The sequence below is a fragment of the Rhodopseudomonas sp. RCAM05734 genome, assembly GCF_052658035.1.
The window spans coordinates 71,690-88,935 of sequence record NZ_CP199742.1; the positions used below are offsets into that span (position 1 = coordinate 71,690).

Genomic DNA, 17,246 nt, shown 5'->3' on the forward strand with positions numbered 1-17,246 from the left:
ATTGTCGATCAGGCCGGATCGCCGGGCAGCTTGGTCCCGGTCACCTTGGCATACATCCGCGCCACCGAAGCATCGTCGTCGCGGCCCATACCCGATGCCGAGGTCATGAGGAACATCTGCAGCGCCGCGGCCGACACCGGCACCGGAAATTTCGCCGTGCGCGCCATGTCCTGGATGATGCCGAGATCCTTGACGAAAATATCCACCGCGCTGCGCGGCGTGTAGTCGCCGTCCAGCACATGCGGCATGCGGTTCTCGAACATCCAGGAATTGCCGGCCGAGGCGGTGATCACCTCGTAGACCTTGCGGATGTCGAGGCCCTGCTTCGCCGCAAAGGCGATGGCCTCGGACGCTGCGGCGATATGCACGCCGGCCAGCAGCCGGTTGATCATCTTGAAGGCCGCGCCCTGGCCGGCCTCGTCGCCCAGTTCGTAGAGCTTCGCCGCCATGGCATCGAGCGCCGGCCGCGCGCGGGCAAAGGCCGCCTTGCTGCCGGAGGCCAGGATGGTCAGCTCGCCTTCCCCCGCGCGCTGCGCACCGCCGGAGATCGGCGCATCCAGATAGTGCCGGCCGCTGGGTTCGAGCGTGCTGGCCAGGCGGCGCGCCACGTCGGGATCCATGGTGGCGCTGGAGACGAACACCGCCCCCTTCGGCAGAGTTTCGGCGACGCCGTCAGCGCCGAACAGGATGGTTTCGGTCTGCGCCGCATTGACCACGACGCTGACCACGATATCGGCATTCTCCGCGGCTCCCGCCGGCGTGCCCGCGCCATGCCCGCCATCATCGACAAATCGTTGCACGGCGGCAGCCGACACGTCGCAGCCGGTGACGTGGAAGCCGGCGCGCTTCAGCGACAGCGCCATGCCGTAGCCCATGGAGCCGAGCCCGATGACGGCGACGCGTGGTTTCTCGGATGCGATAGGCATGCGGCATTTCCCCGGGTTTTCATGGCCGCCTTGGCGCGCGGCTTGGCCCTTCGGTATCACGGCTTGGCCATCCTGCCAAAGCGTGGGACAAGGCGCCACGGGGGCACGCCATGACCGACACACGACTGCGCGAAGAGATCTGCCGACTCGGCCGCTCGCTGTTCGACCGCGGGCTGACGCCGGGCTCGTCCGGCAACATCAGCGTGCGCTGCGACGACGGCGGCTGGCTGGTGACGCCGACCAACGCCTCGCTGGGCGCGCTCGATCCGGCAAAATTGTCGCGGCTGGGAGCCGAAGGCCGTCTGCTGTCGGGCGACGCGCCGACCAAGGAAGTGCCGCTGCACACCGCGCTCTACGCGACCCGCAAGGCGGCGCAGGCGGTGGTGCATCTGCATTCGACCCATTCGGTGGCGCTGTCGATGCTGCCAGAGATCGATCCGCGCGCCGCGCTGCCGCCGATGACGCCCTATTATCTGATGAAATGCGGCGCCACCGCTTTGGTGCCGTATTATCGGCCGGGCGATCCCGCCGTGGCCGACGCCATCCGGGGGCTGGCCGGGGAATACAGTTCCGTGCTGCTGGCCAATCACGGCCCGGTGGTCTCAGGCGATTCGCTGGAAGCCACGGTATTCGCCATCGAGGAACTGGAAGAGACCGCCAAGCTCTATCTGCTGCTGCGCGGCCTCAACCCGCGTTTTCTCACACCGGCGCAGGTGGCAGATCTCACGAAGACCTTCGGCCTGGCGCTGCCGACGCACGATCATCGGCACGATTAGCGCGATCGCGGGGCATACCGGCATTGCGAACAAACCGGGAATCAGCGAGCGTGATTCGTCGCCCCCTGGAATCGCCCGTGCTCGCGCCAGCCGCCTATCTCGATGCTCTCAATCCGGAACAGCGCCGCGCCGTCGAACATGGCGTGTTGTCGCACGGCGCGGCGCCAGCCGGCCCGCTGCTGGTGATTGCCGGTGCCGGCTCCGGCAAGACCAACACGCTGGCGCACCGGGTCGCGCACCTCATCGTCAATGGAACCGATCCCCGCCGCATCCTGCTGATGACGTTTTCGCGCCGCGCCGCCGCCGAAATGGCCCGCCGCGTCGAGCGCATTTCGCGACAGGTGATGGGCGACAAGGCCGGCGTGCTGACCGATGCGCTTCATTGGGCCGGCACCTTCCACGGCATCGGCGCGCGCATCCTCCGCGACTATGCCGAGCAGATCGGCCTCGATCCCGGCTTCACCATTCACGACCGCGAGGATTCCGCCGACCTGATGAATCTCGCGCGCCACGAGCTTGGCCTGTCCAAGACCGAGAGCCGCTTTCCCACCAAGGGCACGTGTCTCGCGATCTACTCGCGGTGCGTCAACGCGGAGACCGACATCGATCAGGTGCTCGGCGCGCATTTTCCATGGTGCGCCGGCTGGGCCGCCGAACTGCGAAACCTGTTCGAAAACTATGTCGAGGCCAAGCAGAAGCAGAACGTACTCGATTATGACGACCTGCTGCTGTATTGGGCGCAGACCATGGCCGAGCCGCTGCTCGCGGCCGACATCGGCGGCCGTTTCGATCACGTGCTGGTCGACGAATATCAAGACACCAACCGCCTGCAGTCGTCGATCCTGCTGGCGCTGAAGCCCGGCGGCCAAGGCCTCACCGTGGTCGGCGACGACGCCCAGTCGATCTATTCCTTCCGCGCCGCCACCGTGCGCAATATCCTGGATTTCCCGAAGCAGTTTTCGCCGCCCGCGGACATCATCACGCTGGACCGCAACTATCGCTCGACCCAGACCATCCTGGCCGCCGCCAACGGTGTGATCGAGCTGGCCAAGGAGCGCTTCACCAAGAACTTGTGGACCGACCGCGCCTCCGGCGCCAAGCCGCAGCCGGTGGCGGTGCGCGACGAGACTGACCAGGCGCGCTGCATCGTCGAGCGCATTCTCGACAACCGCGAAAGCGGCACCACGCTGAAGCAGCAGGCGGTGCTGTTCCGCACCTCGTCGCATTCCGGCGCGCTGGAATTCGAACTGACCAAGCGCAACATTCCCTTCGTGAAGTTCGGCGGCCTCAAATTTCTCGATGCCGCGCACATCAAGGATCTGCTCGCGCTGCTGCGCTTCGTCGAAAACCCGCGCGACCGCGTTGCCGGCTTTCGCCTGATGCATCTGTTGCCCGGCGTCGGCCCCGCCTCGGCGCAACGCGCGCTCGATGCCATGGCGGCCTCGCCCGATCCGGTCGGCGCGCTGATTGATGCGCCAGCCCCGCCGCGCGCCGGCGCCGACTGGCGCGGCTTCGTCGACACGCTCAGTGAGTTGCGCTCCGGCCGCGCCGGCTGGCCTGCGGAGATGGAGCGCGCGCGGCTGTGGTACGAACCGCATCTCGACCGCATCCATGAGGACGCCGCGACGCGTCGCGCCGATCTGGTGCAGCTCGAGCAGATCGCCTCCGGCTATCCGTCGCGCGAGCGCTTCCTCACCGAGCTGACGCTCGATCCGCCCGACGCCACCAGCGATCAGGCCGGCGTGCCCCTGCTCGATGAGGACTATCTGATCCTCTCCACCATTCATTCGGCCAAGGGCCAGGAGTGGAAATCGGTCTATGTGCTCAATGTGGTCGACGGCTGCATGCCGTCCGATCTGGGCACCGGCACCTCTGCCGAACTGGAGGAAGAGCGGCGTTTGCTCTACGTTGCGATGACCCGCGCCAAGGACGATCTCGCCATCATGGTGCCGCAGCGCTTCTTCACCTACGGCCAGAACCCGCAGGGCGATCGCCACGTCTACGCCGCGCGCACCCGCTTCATTCCCGACCGCCTGCTGCACCTGTTCGAACGTGTGAGCTGGCCGCTGGCCTCCACCGCGGCGGCGGCCCGCGTCGCCAGCCAGGGCGTCCGCGTCGACATCGGCGCCCGCATGCGCGGCATGTGGCGATGAACCTTCTAACCTCTCCCCGCCTGCGGGGAGAGGTTAAGAGGGCGCATCCCATTCCGGCACGCCCGCAAACCTTGCCACCAGGAAATCGATGAACAGCCGCACCTTGACCGCGAGATGCCGCGTCGGCGGATAGATCGCATACAGCGTCAGCGGTGGCGCCTTGTAGTCTGACAGGAAACTGCGCAGCCGTCCGTCGCGTAATGCGCGGCCGGCAATGAAGGTCGGCAGCAGCGCCACGCCGCGGCCCTTCACGGCGGCGTCGCACAGCACCTCGGCATTGTTGGCACACAGATTCCACGCCGGCTGGATCCAGTGATCGCCGTCCTTTCCCGTCAGCTTCCACTGATTGCCGGTGAGCAGGAAGCCGTAGGTCAGGAGCGCATGCTTACGCAGTTCGGCCGGCGTCGTCGGCTCACCATGCCCTGCCAGATAGTCCGGCGACGCACAGATCGCGCGATCGATGCCGACGATCTTTCGCGCGATCAGGCTGGAGGATTCCAGATCGGCAATGCGCAAGGTGACATCGAAGCCGCCTTGCGTTGGGTCGAGCTGGTCGTCGGACAGCACCAGATGGATCTGCAGCTCCGGATAATCAGCCATGAAGTCGGCCACTGCCGGTCCCAGCCGCAGCGTCCCGAACGACATCGGCGCATTCACGCGCAGCAGCCCGCGCGGCGTCGCCTGCGCCTGCGCCACGGCCTGATCGGCAGCGTCGAGATCGGCCAGCACCCCCAACGCACGCTCGAAATAGGCCTGGCCGTTCTCGGTCGGCGCGGCATGGCGCGTGGTGCGGTTCAGCAGCTGCACGCCGAGGCTCTGCTCGAGTTCGCCGACATATTTGGAGATCGCCGAACGCGACAGCCGCAACTGCCGCCCGGCCTCCGAGAAGCTGCCGAGTTCGACCACTTTGACGAAGGCGCGCAGGCTGGTGAGCTTGTCCATGACTGTCCTTGTCCGCTTTGGACCTTGTTCGCCGCACACACCGCTCCCCTCATGGTGAGGAGCGCGTCTTCGCGCGTCTCGAACCATGAGGGTGAGGAGCCCTCGCCCTTCGAGGCGGCGCAAGAGCGCCTCCTCAGGGTGAGGGCTTCAGCTTAATTGTCTTCGAATCATAGACAGTCATACCACGAAACACCAGATTGTCTTTGTTCCACGTCGGCCCAATTATCCCTGCAATGGGAGGCGCACCGCCTCCGCAGTCAGGAGACAGACCATGTCAGGCATCCACCACGTCACCGCGATCGCTGGCAACGCCTTGCGGAACTTCGACTTTTACACCCGGGCGCTGGGCCTGCGCTTCGTCAAGAAGACCGTCAATTTCGACGATCCCGGCACCTATCACTTCTATTACGGCGACGAGGCCGGCAACCCGGGCACCATCCTCACCTTCTTCCCGTGGGAGAATGCTGCGCCCGGCCGCGGCGGCGTCGGCCAGACCCAGCAGACCGCGTTCCGGGTACCCGCCCGCTCGCTGGGCTACTGGACCCACCGCTTCATCGAGAAGGGCATCGCCCATGAGGCGCTGGAAAAGCGCTTCGGCGAGTCCGTGCTGCCGTTCACCGATCCCGACTGCATGAGCCTGGCGCTGGTCGGCATCCCCGGCGCCGAAAACGAGGCCGGCTGGAGCAATGGCGACGTGCCGGCGGAACATGCGATCCGCGGCTTCCATGGCGTGACGCTGTTGCTGGAGAAGGCGGAGAAGACCAGTGCGATCCTCACCGACGTGTTCGGCTTTGCCGAGACCGGGCGCGAGGGCTCTATCATCCGGCTGAAGGCCGACGCAGCGCATGGCGGCATCGTCGACATCTACGAGGCCGGCGGCTTCCTGCCGGGGCGGCAGGGCGCGGGTTCGGTGCATCACATCGCCTTCCGCGCTGTGGACGACGCCGATCAGGCCGCCATGGCGAAGAAGCTCGTGCAAAAGCACGGGATGCATCCGACCGAGCAGAAGGACCGCAACTACTTCCGCTCGGTCTACTTCCGTGAGCCGGGCGGCATCCTGTTCGAGATCGCCACCGACATCCCCGGCTTTGCCGTGGATGAGCCCGTCGAATCGCTCGGCGAGCATCTGAAGCTGCCGGCGTTTCTGGAGAAGCATCGCGCCGAGATCAAAAAGGTGCTGCCGTCACTGGAAAGGGAAAGCGCATGACCGATCTTTCGCACATTCATCGCTTCGCGCCGGGCAACCGGCGCGAGGCTGCACCGCTCCTGCTGCTGCACGGCACCGGCGGCGACGAGAACGATCTGCTGCCGCTCGGCCAGGCCATCGCACCGGGCGCGGCGTTGCTCTCGGTGCGCGGCAAGGTGCTGGAGAACGGCATGCCGCGCTTCTTCCGCCGGCTCGCGGAAGGCGTGTTCGACGAGGACGATGTGCGCAAGCGCGCCAATGAACTCGCCGACTTCGTGGCCGCGGCGCGCGAGCGCTACGATCTCGCGGCACCGATCGCGCTCGGCTATTCCAACGGCGCCAACATCGCCGCGGCGATGATGCTGCTGCGTCCGGAAACGCTGGCCGGCGGCATCCTGCTGCGGGCCATGGTGCCGTTGCGCGACGTGCCGAAGGCTGAGCTGTCCGGCAAGCCGGTGCTGATCGTGTCGGGGACGTCGGACCCGATCATTCCGCCGAGCAATGCCGCGGCGCTGGCGGACATGCTGAGCAACGCCGGCGCCGATGTGCAGCAAAAGGTGTTGCCGGTAGGACATCAGTTGTCGCAGGCGGATCTGACGGTTGCGAAGGCGTGGCTGCAGGGCGTGGAACAAAGCACAACGGTTAGTGCAAACTGAGACTGTCGTCCCCGCGCATGCGGGGACCCAGTAACACCAGCGCCGGCGGCCTATCACAGCCGCCGGCGTCTACTGGACCACCCGCTTTCGCGGGTGGTGACAATTGAGAGCGCAGTGACCATCGAGGTCTTGAACTCAGGCCCGTGCCACCTTCTTGCGTTCGATCGGATCGATTGCAATCACCCGCGCGCGGCCCATGCGCAGCACTTCCATCTCCAAAGTACGGCCGATGCGGTCGCGGTCGAGGATGCGGATCAGGTCGTCGACGCCGTGGACATCGACGCCGTCGAGCCTGGTCACCACGTCGCCGGGCAACAGGCCGGCCTTCTCGGCCGGACTGCCCGGCTCGATCTGCTGCAGCAACGCGCCCATCGCGTTGTCGATGCCGGCGATGACCGCATGGCGGCGCGGGATCGGCACGGTCTGGCCGGACACGCCGATATGGGCGCGGCGGACATAGCCGTGGCGGATGATCTCCGACAGCACGAACTGCGCGGTGTTGCTGGCCACGGCAAAGCAGATGCCCTGCGCGCCCTGGATGATCGCGGTGTTGACGCCGATCACCTCGCCCTTCGAGGACACCAGCGCGCCGCCGGAATTGCCGGGATTGAGCGCGGCATCGGTCTGGATGACGTCCTCGATATTCCGCCCGCTCACCGAGCGGATCGAACGGCCGAGCGCCGACACCACGCCGGCGGTCACCGTGGATTCGAAGCCGAGCGGATTGCCGATCGCCACCACGAGCTGGCCGCGCCGCAAGGTCCTGGAATTGCCCAGCGACGCATAGTGCAGGTCGCGCGCGCCATCGGCGCGCAGCAGTGCGAGGTCAGTGTCGGGGTCGACGCCGAGGACGCGGGCCTCGGTGACGATACCCTCGGTGTCGCGCAGCCTGATCTGTTTGGCGGCGCCGACCACATGGCTGTTGGTCAGCACCAGGCCATCAGGCGAGATCACGATGCCCGAACCAAGCCCGCCGCGCTGGCGGCGGCCGGGCTCCTTGGACCCGGTTTCGACCCGCACGACGGCAGGGCCGACGCGTTCGGTGACGTCGATCACCGCATTGGAATAGGCATCGAGCAGTGCGATGTCGTTCGGCGGAACGGGATCTATCTTTTGCGACGAGGGATTCTCGTCGAACTGTTCATGAGTGAAATCCAGCATGGCGGTTGTCCTTTGCCATGTCAGATGGTGGCGGGATTTGGCGGCGCAAGTGCAGCCCGCACCTTACGCAATGCTGTCATCCTCGCGAAAGCGGGGATCCAGTACACACCGGCGCTGCGGCTCTATCACTGCCGTCGGAGCTTACTGGGTCGCCCGGTCCTTGCGCGCAACTGCGCGCGGCCGGGCGATGACAGCCGTGGTGCGCGGCGGAAACCGCGGACTACAAATTCGTGCCGCTGAACAGGTCGCGATACCAGTCGGCCACCAAGGCCGGATTGATGCGGCCGTCGACCACGAACACGCCCTGCGCGCCGGCATCGACCCAGCGCCTCACCGGTTCGAGGTCGGCCACGCTGCGCACCACAACGCCGTCGGCGCCGTAGCCGCGGGCGATGGCGGCGAAATCGGTCACGGGGAATTGCGCCATGCCGGGCGCGTAGCCTTCCGGGCCGAAGTGGTGCACCTCGGCGCTATAGGCGCTGTCGTTGTAGATAAAGATGCAGATGCGCTTTTTCAAACGCACCGCGGTCTCCAGTTCCGCAATGGACATCAGGAAGCCGCCGTCGCCGGCCGCCAGCACCGTCAGCCGCTCGGGCTGTGTCACGGCCGCGCCGATGGCGCCGGCCAGGCCGAGGCCGATCGACTGGAACGCGATCGGGATGCACCAGCCGCGATAATCGGGTACCGAGAGATAACGCGCGACCCAGCCGACGAAATGGCCACCGTCCACCACGACGGTGCGATCCCTGGGCAGGATATCGTCCAGCGCCTTGCTGAGGGTGCGCGGATCAATGAACTCGTCAGTACCGCTGTCCTCGTAAGGCATCCGGCGGTTGCTTTTTGTTTCCATGATCGCCGCGGTCTCCGGCGTGCGCCAGCCGGCGAACGGCGCGTCATTCTTCAGCGCGCCGAGCACCGCACCGGCGACCGCTGCGGCGTCGCCCTCCAGTTCGAGATCGACGGGGCGATGCACGCCGATGCGGCCCTTCTCGACATCGATCTGGACGAGCTGGGCATATTCCGAGATCAGCTTGCCCTTCTTGGTGGTCCACATGTTCAGCGACATGCCGAAGGCCAGGATCATGTCGCTCTGCGCGATCAGTTCCGCCGCGGCCGGCGACGAGAAGCCGCCGGCAATGCCCAGCGTCCATAGATGGCCGGCGAACATGCCGTGGGCCTGGATCGAGGTCGCCAGCAACGCCCCGATCCGGTCGGCCAGCTCAATCAGCAGCGGCTCGGCGTCGGCGACCACCGCGCCGTGACCGGCCAGAATCAGTGGCCGTTTGGCGTCGCGGATCGCTGCCACGAGTTCCTCGAGCCTGGCGCCGTCGAGCGGCGGCTTTGCGATCACCACGGGATGTCGCTTGCCGAGATGCGCCCCGACCTCCATCTCCTGCACATCGACCGGCAGGCTGAGCACGACGGCCGTGCGATGCTTCAGCGCTAGCGTGGCGGCGCGCCGGGCATCTTCGTAGGCGGTCAGCGGATCGGCGATCTGCAGCCAGATCGCGCCGACGGAATGCACCAGCTCGGCCTGGTTGAAGGCAAAGGCGGAGTGCTTGTCGCCAAGCACCACGTCGCCGGCCAGCACCAGCAAGGGCGTATCGCTCTTCACGGCCTCGCCGATCCCGGTGATGGCGTTGGTGAGCCCCGGCCCGGCAGTGACGCTGACCACCGTGAGGTCGCGGGTCAGGCGCGCCGCCACGTCGGCCATCGACACCGCGCCGCCTTCATGGCGCGCGGCCGTATAGGCGACGCCGCGCTCGGTCAGCGCCAGCGTGACCTTGAAATTGGCGCCGCCGACCAGGCCGAAGCAGCGCTTCGCCCCCATATCGGCGATGGCGGCAGCCACCTCGCGCCAGACGGTCGAGGCGGTGGACGACTGCGGAGAACGAAGAAGAGGAGAAGTCATGAGGTCACTGGTCCCGATCGCGATGGCTTCGCCATTCAAGGATCGGGCCAAGGTAGTTTAGGTTTAAAGGAATTGCCACCCGGAAGGCATCACGATGTCGTCGCGGGTCGAACGGGCTCTCCCAGCGTCGGCCGACCGGCCATCAAGGCGCTATTCTGTGCGCATTGCCGATTGATTCATCGCCAGCGACGCGCTCAGGCGCGGCCGGCAATGACCATGGTGTTCAGATCGTCGGGTTGCTTGGGCCCCGCCGCATCCGCCAGCGATGCGTGCAACGCCTCGATGTCCTTCGCCGGCAGCGGGCGCCAGCCGCACGGGCACCGGCCGTCCAGATGGGCACCGACGACCTCGCGATAGGTGGCGCCGAGCGCCGACGCCAGCATCCGCATCACCTCCACCGGCGGCAGCCGCGACTGCGCCAGCACGCGGCAGAACGTCGCCAGCACGGTCTGGTCGATATAGGCCCGCGCCGATTCCGCGTCGGTGACATCGACAACTTCAACCCGCTGCATCGCCATTCGCATGTCCTTTGCCGGAGTGACCGGGCCGGTCAGGCCCTGCGAATGTGTAGGACCGCCGTCGGCGGCTCTCAATACATATCGGCATGCACGCTTTAGAAATGCTCAAGCCTCATGGATTTTGAACGGCTCCAAACACCCGGCTGGCCAGCACGTCGGATGTTTCGATCGACATGATGTCGTCGACGTTCAGTGTCCGATCGAGATCGGCGACGAGGCGGCTGGCCTGGCGCAGCCGGATGCGATCCAGTGCGTTGCGGATCGAGCGCGCATTGGAAAAAAGAGGCTGCGTCTTGCGCAGTTCGATGTAGCGCTCGAATGCCGCGCGGGATTCGGGCGTGAAGGTGTAGTTCATGTCACTGAGCATCAGCTCGGAAATGGTCAGCAGTTCGGCGTCGGAATAGTCCGGAAAGTCGATATGATGGGCAATGCGCGAACGAAAGCCGGGATTGCTGGCAAAGAACTTGTCCATGCGGTCGCCATAGCCGGCGAGGATCACCACCAGGTCTTCGCGCTGCGATTCCATCACCTGCAGCAGGATCTCGATCGCTTCCTGGCCATAGTCGCGCTCGTTGTCCGGCCGGTGCAGATAATAGGCCTCGTCGATGAACAGCACGCCGCCCATCGCCTTCTTCAGGATCTCCTTGGTCTTCGGCGCGGTGTGGCCGATATATTGTCCCACCAGCTCGTCGCGCGTCACCGAGACCACCTGGCCGCGCCGGACGAAGCCGAGGCGGTGCAGGATGCTGGCGATGCGCAGCGCCACCGTGGTCTTGCCGGTGCCGGGATTGCCGGTGAACGACATGTGCAGCGTCGGCACCTCCGAGGTGAGGTTCATGCGTTTGCGGATGCGCTCGATCAGCAGCAGCGACGAAATCTCCCGGATCCGGGTCTTGACCGGCTTCAGCCCGACCAGCTCGCGATCGAGCTGGTCCAGGATTTCGCCGATCCCGACCGCGCTGAACTCGGCGCGCAGATCGATCCGCTCGGGAGCGGACTGGTCTGCCGCCTCCGCCATCGCCGGCGTGCTCATGAACCACCGTAGCGGCTGCCCTCGGGACGATCGACGGCATAGGATCTGGTGGTGTAGCGGACGTTGCGGCCGCCCACTTCCTGGCGTTCGAGGTGGAAGCCGGGCTCGATCTTCGGCCGGTTGACGATGAAGGACAGCCTCACCGATTCCCAGCCGTGGCTGCTATCCGTGGCCGACAGCCGGATGTAGCGGTCGCCATAGACTTTGCGACATTCGGTGAGTTCCATCATCACGCCGGCGGCATCGCGCAGGTCGAACATCGGCAGGCCCCACATATCCCAATAGGTGTTGCGGGGATGTGGGTCGTCGGTGAATTCAAGGTTCACCGCCCAGCCGTTATCCAGACAGTACTGCACCTGGCTGGTGATCTGCTCGTCGGTAAGGTCGGGCAGGAACGAGAAGCATCCTTGGGTGACGCGCATGATGGCCTCCTTATGCGGAAACGCTGGCGGTGGCGACGAAGTCGGGCGTGTCGGTGGATTCGTAGTTGAAGGTGACGTTCTTCCACACCTCCAGAGCCTGCTTCAGCGGCGTGCAGGTCTGCGCCGCCTTGGCGAGAATTTCGGGCCCCTCGTGCAGATAGTCGCGGCCCTCGTTGCGGGCGAGAATCATCGCTTCCAGCGCAACGCGATTGGCGGTTGCACCGGCCTGGATGCCCTGCGGATGGCCGATGGTGCCGCCGCCGAACTGCAACACCACGTCCTCGCCGAGATGATCGAGCAGCTGATGCATCTGCCCGGCATGGATGCCGCCGGACGCCACCGGCATCAGCTTGTTGAGGCTCGCCCAGTCCTGATCGAAGAACACGCCGTGCTCGAGCTGCATGCGGTTATGGTCTTCGCGGCAGATGTCGTAATAGCCACGCGTCGTCGCCGGATCTCCCTCCAGCTTGCCGACCACAGTGCCGGCATGGATGTGATCGACGCCGGCCAGCCGCATCCATTTGGCGATGACGCGGAACGAGACGCCATGACTGCGCTGCCGCGTATAGGTCGAGTGGCCTGCCCTGTGCAAATGCAGGATCATGTCGTTGCGGCGCGCCCATTTGGCCATGGACTGGATGGCGGTGTAGCCGATCACCAGATCGATCATGACGATCACCGAGCCCAGTTCCTTGGCGAGTTCGGCGCGCTCGTACATGTCCTCCATGGTTGCGGCGGTGACGTTGAGGTAGGTACCCTTGACCTCGCCGGTCGCCGCCTGCGCGCGGTTGACCGCCTCCATGCAATACAGGAAGCGGTCGCGCCAGTGCATGAACGGCTGCGAATTGATGTTCTCGTCGTCCTTGCAGAAGTCGAGGCCGCCCTTCAGCGCTTCATAGACCACGCGGCCGTAATTGCGACCGGACAGGCCGAGCTTCGGCTTCACCGTGGCGCCAAGCAGGGGGCGCCCGAACTTGTCGAGCCGCTCGCGCTCAACCACGATGCCGGTGGCCGGCCCCTGAAAGGTTTTCACATAGGCGATCGGCAGGCGCATATCCTCAAGGCGCAAGGCCTTGAGCGGCTTGAAGCCGAACACGTTGCCGATGATCGACGCCGTCAGATTAGCGATCGAGCCGGACTCGAACAGGTCGAGGTCGTAGGCGATGTAGGCAAAGTATTGTCCCGGTGAGTTCGGCACCGGATCGACGCGGTAGCATTTCGCGCGGTATTTTTCAGCGGCCGTGAGACGGTCGGTCCACACCACCGTCCAGGTCGCCGTGGAGGATTCGCCGGCCACTGCGGCACAGGCCTCGATTGGATCGACGCCGTCCTGCGGCGTGACGCGAAACAGCGCGATGATGTCGGTGTCCTTGGGCGTGTAGTCGGGCTCCCAGTAGCCCATCTTCTTGTATTCCATGACACCGGATACGTAGCGATCCTTGCCGCGGATGGTGATCGAAGCGTGCTCGTTCATGGTGGCCTCCTTGTTGTGGGACCGGGCGTCACCGGATGGAAGAATTTCTGTTCACGCGGCGGCTTGCGCGATGGCGCCGGTCTTGGGGTCGAGCGCGCCGCTGCGATAGCGCTTGGCCATTTCGGCCAGCGGGATCACCCTGATCTTCGCGGCGTGGCCGGCGGTGCCGAACTGTTCGAAACGCTCGCGGCACAGGTCGCGCATCGCGTCCATCGCCGGTTTCAGGAATTTGCGCGGATCGAACTCGCTCCTGTTCGAGGTGGCGACCTTGCGGAAGACCGCGGTCATCGCCAGGCGGCAATCGGTATCGATATTGACCTTGCGCACGCCATGCCTGATACCGCGGATGATCTCATCAACCGGAACGCCCCAGGTCTGAGGCATCTCGCCGCCGAATGCGTTGAACATGTCCTGCAGCGGCTGCGGCACCGAGGACGAGCCGTGCATCACCAGATGGGTATCGGGCAGCCGGCGGTGGATTTCCTCGACCACATTCATCGCCAGAATATCGCCGTCGGGTTTTCGCGAGAACTTGTAGGCGCCGTGCGAGGTGCCCATGGCGATCGCCAGCGCATCGACCTTGGTGGCGCGGACGAAGTCGACGGCCTGGTCGGGATCGGTCAGCAGTTGATCGTGACTGACCTTGCCCTCGACGCCATGGCCATCCTCCTGCTCACCGCCACCGTGCTCCAGCGAGCCGAGCACGCCGAGTTCGCCCTCGACCGAAGCACCGATCCAATGCGCCATCTCCACCACGCGGCGGGTGATGTCGACGTTATAGTTGAAATCCGCCGCCGTCTTGGCGTCGGCCTTCAGCGAACCGTCCATCATCACCGAGGTGAAGCCATGTTTGATGGCGGTAGCGCAGGTGGATTCCTCGTTGCCGTGGTCCTGATGCAGGCACAGCGGGATCTGCGGGTAGATCTCCTCCAGCGCATCGATCATCCGGGCCAGCATGATGTCGTTGGCGTAGGAGCGCGCACCGCGCGAGGCCTGGATGATGACCGGCGCGTCGACCGCCGCGGCGGCCTCCATGATCGCCAGCCCCTGCTCCATGTTGTTGATGTTGAAGGCTGGCACGCCATATCCGTGTTCGGCGGCGTGATCGAGCAATTGCCTCAATGTAATGCGTGCCATGGGTCCTCCGTTGCGTTCTGCGATTTCCGAAATTCACTCGGCGGCGACGAGGCGCGCGCGGGCGATACCCCGCATCGCCGCCGTTGCCACCGCCTCGGCGGTGATGCCGAAGGCGCGATAGAGTTCGTCGGCTGGCGCCGATGCGCCGAAGCCGGTCATCCCGACGAATTCGCCGGAGTCACCGAGCCAACGCGCCCAGTCGCCCTCGATCGCGGCTTCGACGCCGACGCGCGGCGCGCGGCCCAGCACCTCCGCGCGATAGTCGGCGGGCTGCAGCCGGAACAGATCGAAACAGGGCGCCGACACAACCGCGGCGCGGATGTCGTCTTCCGCCAGCAGTCTTGCCGCGGCCAGTGCGATCGACACCTCGGAGCCGGTTGCGATCAAAGTGACGTCGCGACCGCCGTCCGGCTCGACGACCACATAGGCGCCACGCGCCACCATGTTGGTGGCGTCAACGGCATCGCGGAACACCGGCAGCGCCTGCCGCGACAGGCACAGTACTGACGGCGCATGCGGCGTCCGCAACGCGCAGTCCCAAGCCTCGGCGGTCTCGACGGCATCGCCTGGGCGGAAGACCAGCAGGTTCGGAATTGCGCGCAGGCTCGCCAGATGCTCGACCGGCTGGTGGGTCGGTCCATCCTCGCCGAGGCCGATCGAATCATGGGTCATCACGTGAATGACGCGGATGCCCATCAGTGCCGCCAGCCGGATCGCGGGGCGGCTGTAGTCGGCAAAGCACAGGAAGGTGCCGCCGTAGGGAATGAAGCCGCCATGCAGCGCGACGCCGTTCATGGCCGTCGCCATGGCATGCTCGCGCACGCCGTAATGCACATAGCTGCCATCGAGGGCATCGTGCTGGACTGGCGTCTGTGCCTTGGCGCGGGTCAGGTTGGAGTGGGTGAGGTCGGCCGAGCCGCCGAGCAGGTTCGGCAACGCCGCGGCAACAACGTCGATCACCATCTGCGACGCCTGCCGTGTTGCGATCTTCGGCTGCTGCTGCGCGAATTGCGTGCGCAGGGTCATCATCGCGGCGTCATAGTCGGCGGACAGCGCGCCATTCAACGCGGCCTGCAGCCGGTTCCGCACGGCGCCATCGACACGTGCGACGCGGCCGGTCCATTCGGCATGAGCCGCCTGCCCGCGCGTGCCGATCGCGCGCCATTGCCGCGCCAACGCATCGGGAACCTGAAACGGCGCATGGGGCCAGTTCAGCGCCGCGCGCGTCGCCGCGATTTCCTCGGCACCCAGCGGCGCGCCATGCGCCTTCTCGCTGCCCTGCCGGTTCGGCGAACCGAAGCCGATCACGGTTCGGCAGGCGATCAGAGATGGCCGGTCGCTGTCGCGCGCCCCTGCGATCGCCGCGGCGACTGCCTCGGGATCATGGCCGTCGACGCGACAGGCCGACCAACCCGAGGCCGCGAAACGCGCCAGCTGGTCGTCCGAGCACGTCAGCGAGGTCGCTCCGTCGATCGAGATCTGGTTGTCGTCGAACAGCACGATCAGGCGGGCGAGGCGCAGATGCCCGGCCAGCGAAATCGCCTCTTGGCTGAGGCCTTCCATCAGGCAGCCGTCGCCGGCGATCACATAAGTGTAGTGGTCGACGAGATCGTCGCCGAAGCGGGCATTCATCAGGCGTTCGGCCAGCGCCATGCCGACCGCGGTGGCGATGCCCTGACCGAGCGGACCTGTGGTGGTCTCGACGCCGGCGGTGTGGCCGTATTCGGGATGGCCGGGCGTCTTCGAGCCGGCCTGCCGGAACGACTTGAGCTCGTCGCGCGTCATCTCCGCCGAGCCGGTCAGGTGCAACAGCGCATAGAGCAGCATCGAGCCGTGTCCGGCCGACAGCACGAAGCGATCGCGGTCGGGCCACGAGGGATCGGCGGCATCGAATTTGAGGAAGTGCGAGAACAGAACGGTGGCGACATCAGCCATGCCCATCGGCATGCCGGGGTGGCCCGACCTGGCCTTCTCCACCGCATCGATGGCGAGAAAACGGATCGCATTGGCCATGTCCGCATGCGGGACGCTCGCCTGATCGATCTGGGGAGCCGGAGTCTGGATATTCATACCGTGCGCCTCTTGCGTTCCATCAATTGGAGGATCAGCGGGGTTAGGATGAGCTGCATCGCCAGATCGAGCTTGGCGCCGTGGATCACGATCGAATTGGCGCGCGACATGAAGCTGTTGGGGATCATCGACAGCAGATAGGGAAAATCGATGCCGCGCGGATTCTTCAGCCGGATCACCACCATCGATTCGTCGGGCGTCGGGATCCAGCGCGCGATGAAGGGGTTCGAGGTGTCGACGGTCGGCACGCGCTGGAAGTTGATGTCGGTCTCGGCGAATTGCGGACAGATGTAGTTCACGTAGTCCGGCATCCGGCGCAGGATGGTGTCGGTCACCGCCTCCTGGGTGTAGCCGCGATCGCCGCGGTCGCGGTGCAGCTTCTGGATCCATTCCAGATTGATCACCGGCACGACGCCGATCTTGAGGTCGGCATGCTGGGCGATGTTGACCTTGTCGGTCACCACGGCGCCATGCAGCCCCTCGTAGAACAGCAGATCCGAGCCTTCCGGCAGCGGTCCCCAGTCGGTGAAGGTGCCGGGGGCCGCGCCATAGAGCTTCGCTTCGTCATCATCATGGACGTAATGCCGCGTGGTGCCGGTGCCGGACTCGCCATAGTCGCGGAACACCTTCTCCAGTTCCTCGAACAGGTTGGTCTCGGGGCTGAAGTGGCTGAAATGCTTGTTGCCCCGCTCGCCTTCCTCGAAAATCTTGCTGCGCATCTCGGCGCGGTTGTAGCGATGGAAGGCGTCGCCCTCGATATACGCCGCGCTGACGCGTTCGCGACGAAAGATGTTCTCGAACGTCTTCTTCACCGAGGTTGTGCCGGCGCCGGACGAGCCGGTGATCGAAATGATCGGATAGCTGCGTGACATGTGATCGT

At 65.6% G+C, this 17,246-nt stretch carries 15 protein-coding genes; 4 read left to right on the forward strand and 11 right to left on the reverse strand.

The features are described from left to right. Positions 1-8 precede the first annotated feature (8 nt). Entirely contained in the window at positions 9-926 is a 918-nt protein-coding gene (gene ltnD, locus ACUXVA_RS00390) for an L-threonate dehydrogenase (RefSeq protein WP_445490293.1), read from the reverse strand. Between the two features lie 110 nt (positions 927-1,036). Here ltnD and otnC point away from each other — a divergent pair, with 110 nt between their 5' ends. Beyond that, complete coding sequence (gene otnC / locus ACUXVA_RS00395; RefSeq protein WP_265082082.1) at positions 1,037-1,702, forward strand: 3-oxo-tetronate 4-phosphate decarboxylase; 666 nt, start codon at positions 1,037-1,039, stop codon at positions 1,700-1,702. 77 nt (positions 1,703-1,779) lie between these two features. After that, on the forward strand, positions 1,780-3,855 hold the full coding sequence (locus ACUXVA_RS00400; protein WP_445490296.1) for an ATP-dependent helicase: 2,076 nt from the start codon (positions 1,780-1,782) through the stop codon (positions 3,853-3,855). Between the two features lie 33 nt (positions 3,856-3,888). On the opposite strand, the gene ACUXVA_RS00405 is transcribed toward ACUXVA_RS00400, so the two are convergent. Further along, entirely contained in the window at positions 3,889-4,797 is a 909-nt protein-coding gene (locus tag ACUXVA_RS00405; protein ID WP_445490298.1) for a LysR substrate-binding domain-containing protein, read from the reverse strand. A gap of 271 nt (positions 4,798-5,068) precedes the next feature. Here ACUXVA_RS00405 and ACUXVA_RS00410 point away from each other — a divergent pair, with 271 nt between their 5' ends. Next, on the forward strand, positions 5,069-6,004 hold the full coding sequence (locus tag ACUXVA_RS00410) for a ring-cleaving dioxygenase (protein WP_445490300.1): 936 nt from the start codon (positions 5,069-5,071) through the stop codon (positions 6,002-6,004). Then, the gene (locus tag ACUXVA_RS00415) at positions 6,001-6,639 is read left to right on the forward strand and encodes an alpha/beta hydrolase (RefSeq protein ID WP_265082078.1); all 639 of its coding nucleotides are present in this window, start codon (positions 6,001-6,003) and stop codon (positions 6,637-6,639) included. The genes ACUXVA_RS00410 and ACUXVA_RS00415 overlap by 4 nt, the downstream gene beginning before the upstream one ends. A 135-nt stretch (positions 6,640-6,774) precedes the next feature. Here ACUXVA_RS00415 and ACUXVA_RS00420 read toward each other — a convergent pair whose 3' ends face one another. The 9 genes from ACUXVA_RS00420 to ACUXVA_RS00460 all read right to left on the reverse strand — a co-directional run bounded on the left by ACUXVA_RS00420 (position 6,775) and on the right by ACUXVA_RS00460 (position 17,238). Beyond that, entirely contained in the window at positions 6,775-7,800 is a 1,026-nt protein-coding gene (locus ACUXVA_RS00420; RefSeq protein WP_265082077.1) for a S1C family serine protease, read from the reverse strand. 220 nt (positions 7,801-8,020) lie between these two features. Further along, positions 8,021-9,712, reverse strand: a complete 1,692-nt coding sequence (locus ACUXVA_RS00425) for a thiamine pyrophosphate-binding protein (protein WP_445490302.1) — start codon at positions 9,710-9,712, stop codon at positions 8,021-8,023. A 194-nt stretch (positions 9,713-9,906) separates the two neighbouring features. Continuing rightward, positions 9,907-10,230 carry a hypothetical protein gene (locus ACUXVA_RS00430; RefSeq protein ID WP_445490304.1) on the reverse strand — a complete coding sequence of 108 codons (324 nt, stop codon included), beginning with the start codon at positions 10,228-10,230 and terminating at the stop codon, positions 9,907-9,909. A 112-nt stretch (positions 10,231-10,342) separates the two neighbouring features. Continuing rightward, complete coding sequence (cbbX, locus tag ACUXVA_RS00435) at positions 10,343-11,263, reverse strand: CbbX protein (protein WP_445490306.1); 921 nt, start codon at positions 11,261-11,263, stop codon at positions 10,343-10,345. Next, positions 11,260-11,685: a ribulose bisphosphate carboxylase small subunit gene (locus tag ACUXVA_RS00440; RefSeq protein ID WP_265082074.1), complete on the reverse strand. Its 426-nt coding sequence runs from the start codon at positions 11,683-11,685 to the stop codon at positions 11,260-11,262. The genes cbbX and ACUXVA_RS00440 overlap by 4 nt, the downstream gene beginning before the upstream one ends. A gap of 10 nt (positions 11,686-11,695) precedes the next feature. Continuing rightward, a complete protein-coding gene (locus ACUXVA_RS00445) occupies positions 11,696-13,159 on the reverse strand; it encodes a form I ribulose bisphosphate carboxylase large subunit (RefSeq protein ID WP_445490308.1) in 1,464 nt (487 codons plus the stop codon). A gap of 51 nt (positions 13,160-13,210) precedes the next feature. Then, positions 13,211-14,296, reverse strand: coding sequence for a class II fructose-bisphosphate aldolase (gene fba, locus ACUXVA_RS00450; RefSeq protein ID WP_445490310.1), 1,086 nt, complete (start codon positions 14,294-14,296; stop codon positions 13,211-13,213). Positions 14,297-14,329: 33 nt separating this feature from the next. Then, positions 14,330-16,366 (reverse strand): transketolase, encoded by a 2,037-nt coding sequence (tkt, locus tag ACUXVA_RS00455; protein ID WP_265082072.1) that lies wholly within the window; start codon positions 16,364-16,366, stop codon positions 14,330-14,332. Then, positions 16,363-17,238 (reverse strand): phosphoribulokinase, encoded by an 876-nt coding sequence (locus ACUXVA_RS00460; protein WP_265082071.1) that lies wholly within the window; start codon positions 17,236-17,238, stop codon positions 16,363-16,365. Before ACUXVA_RS00460 ends, tkt begins: the two co-directional genes overlap by 4 nt. Positions 17,239-17,246: the final 8 nt, after the last annotated feature.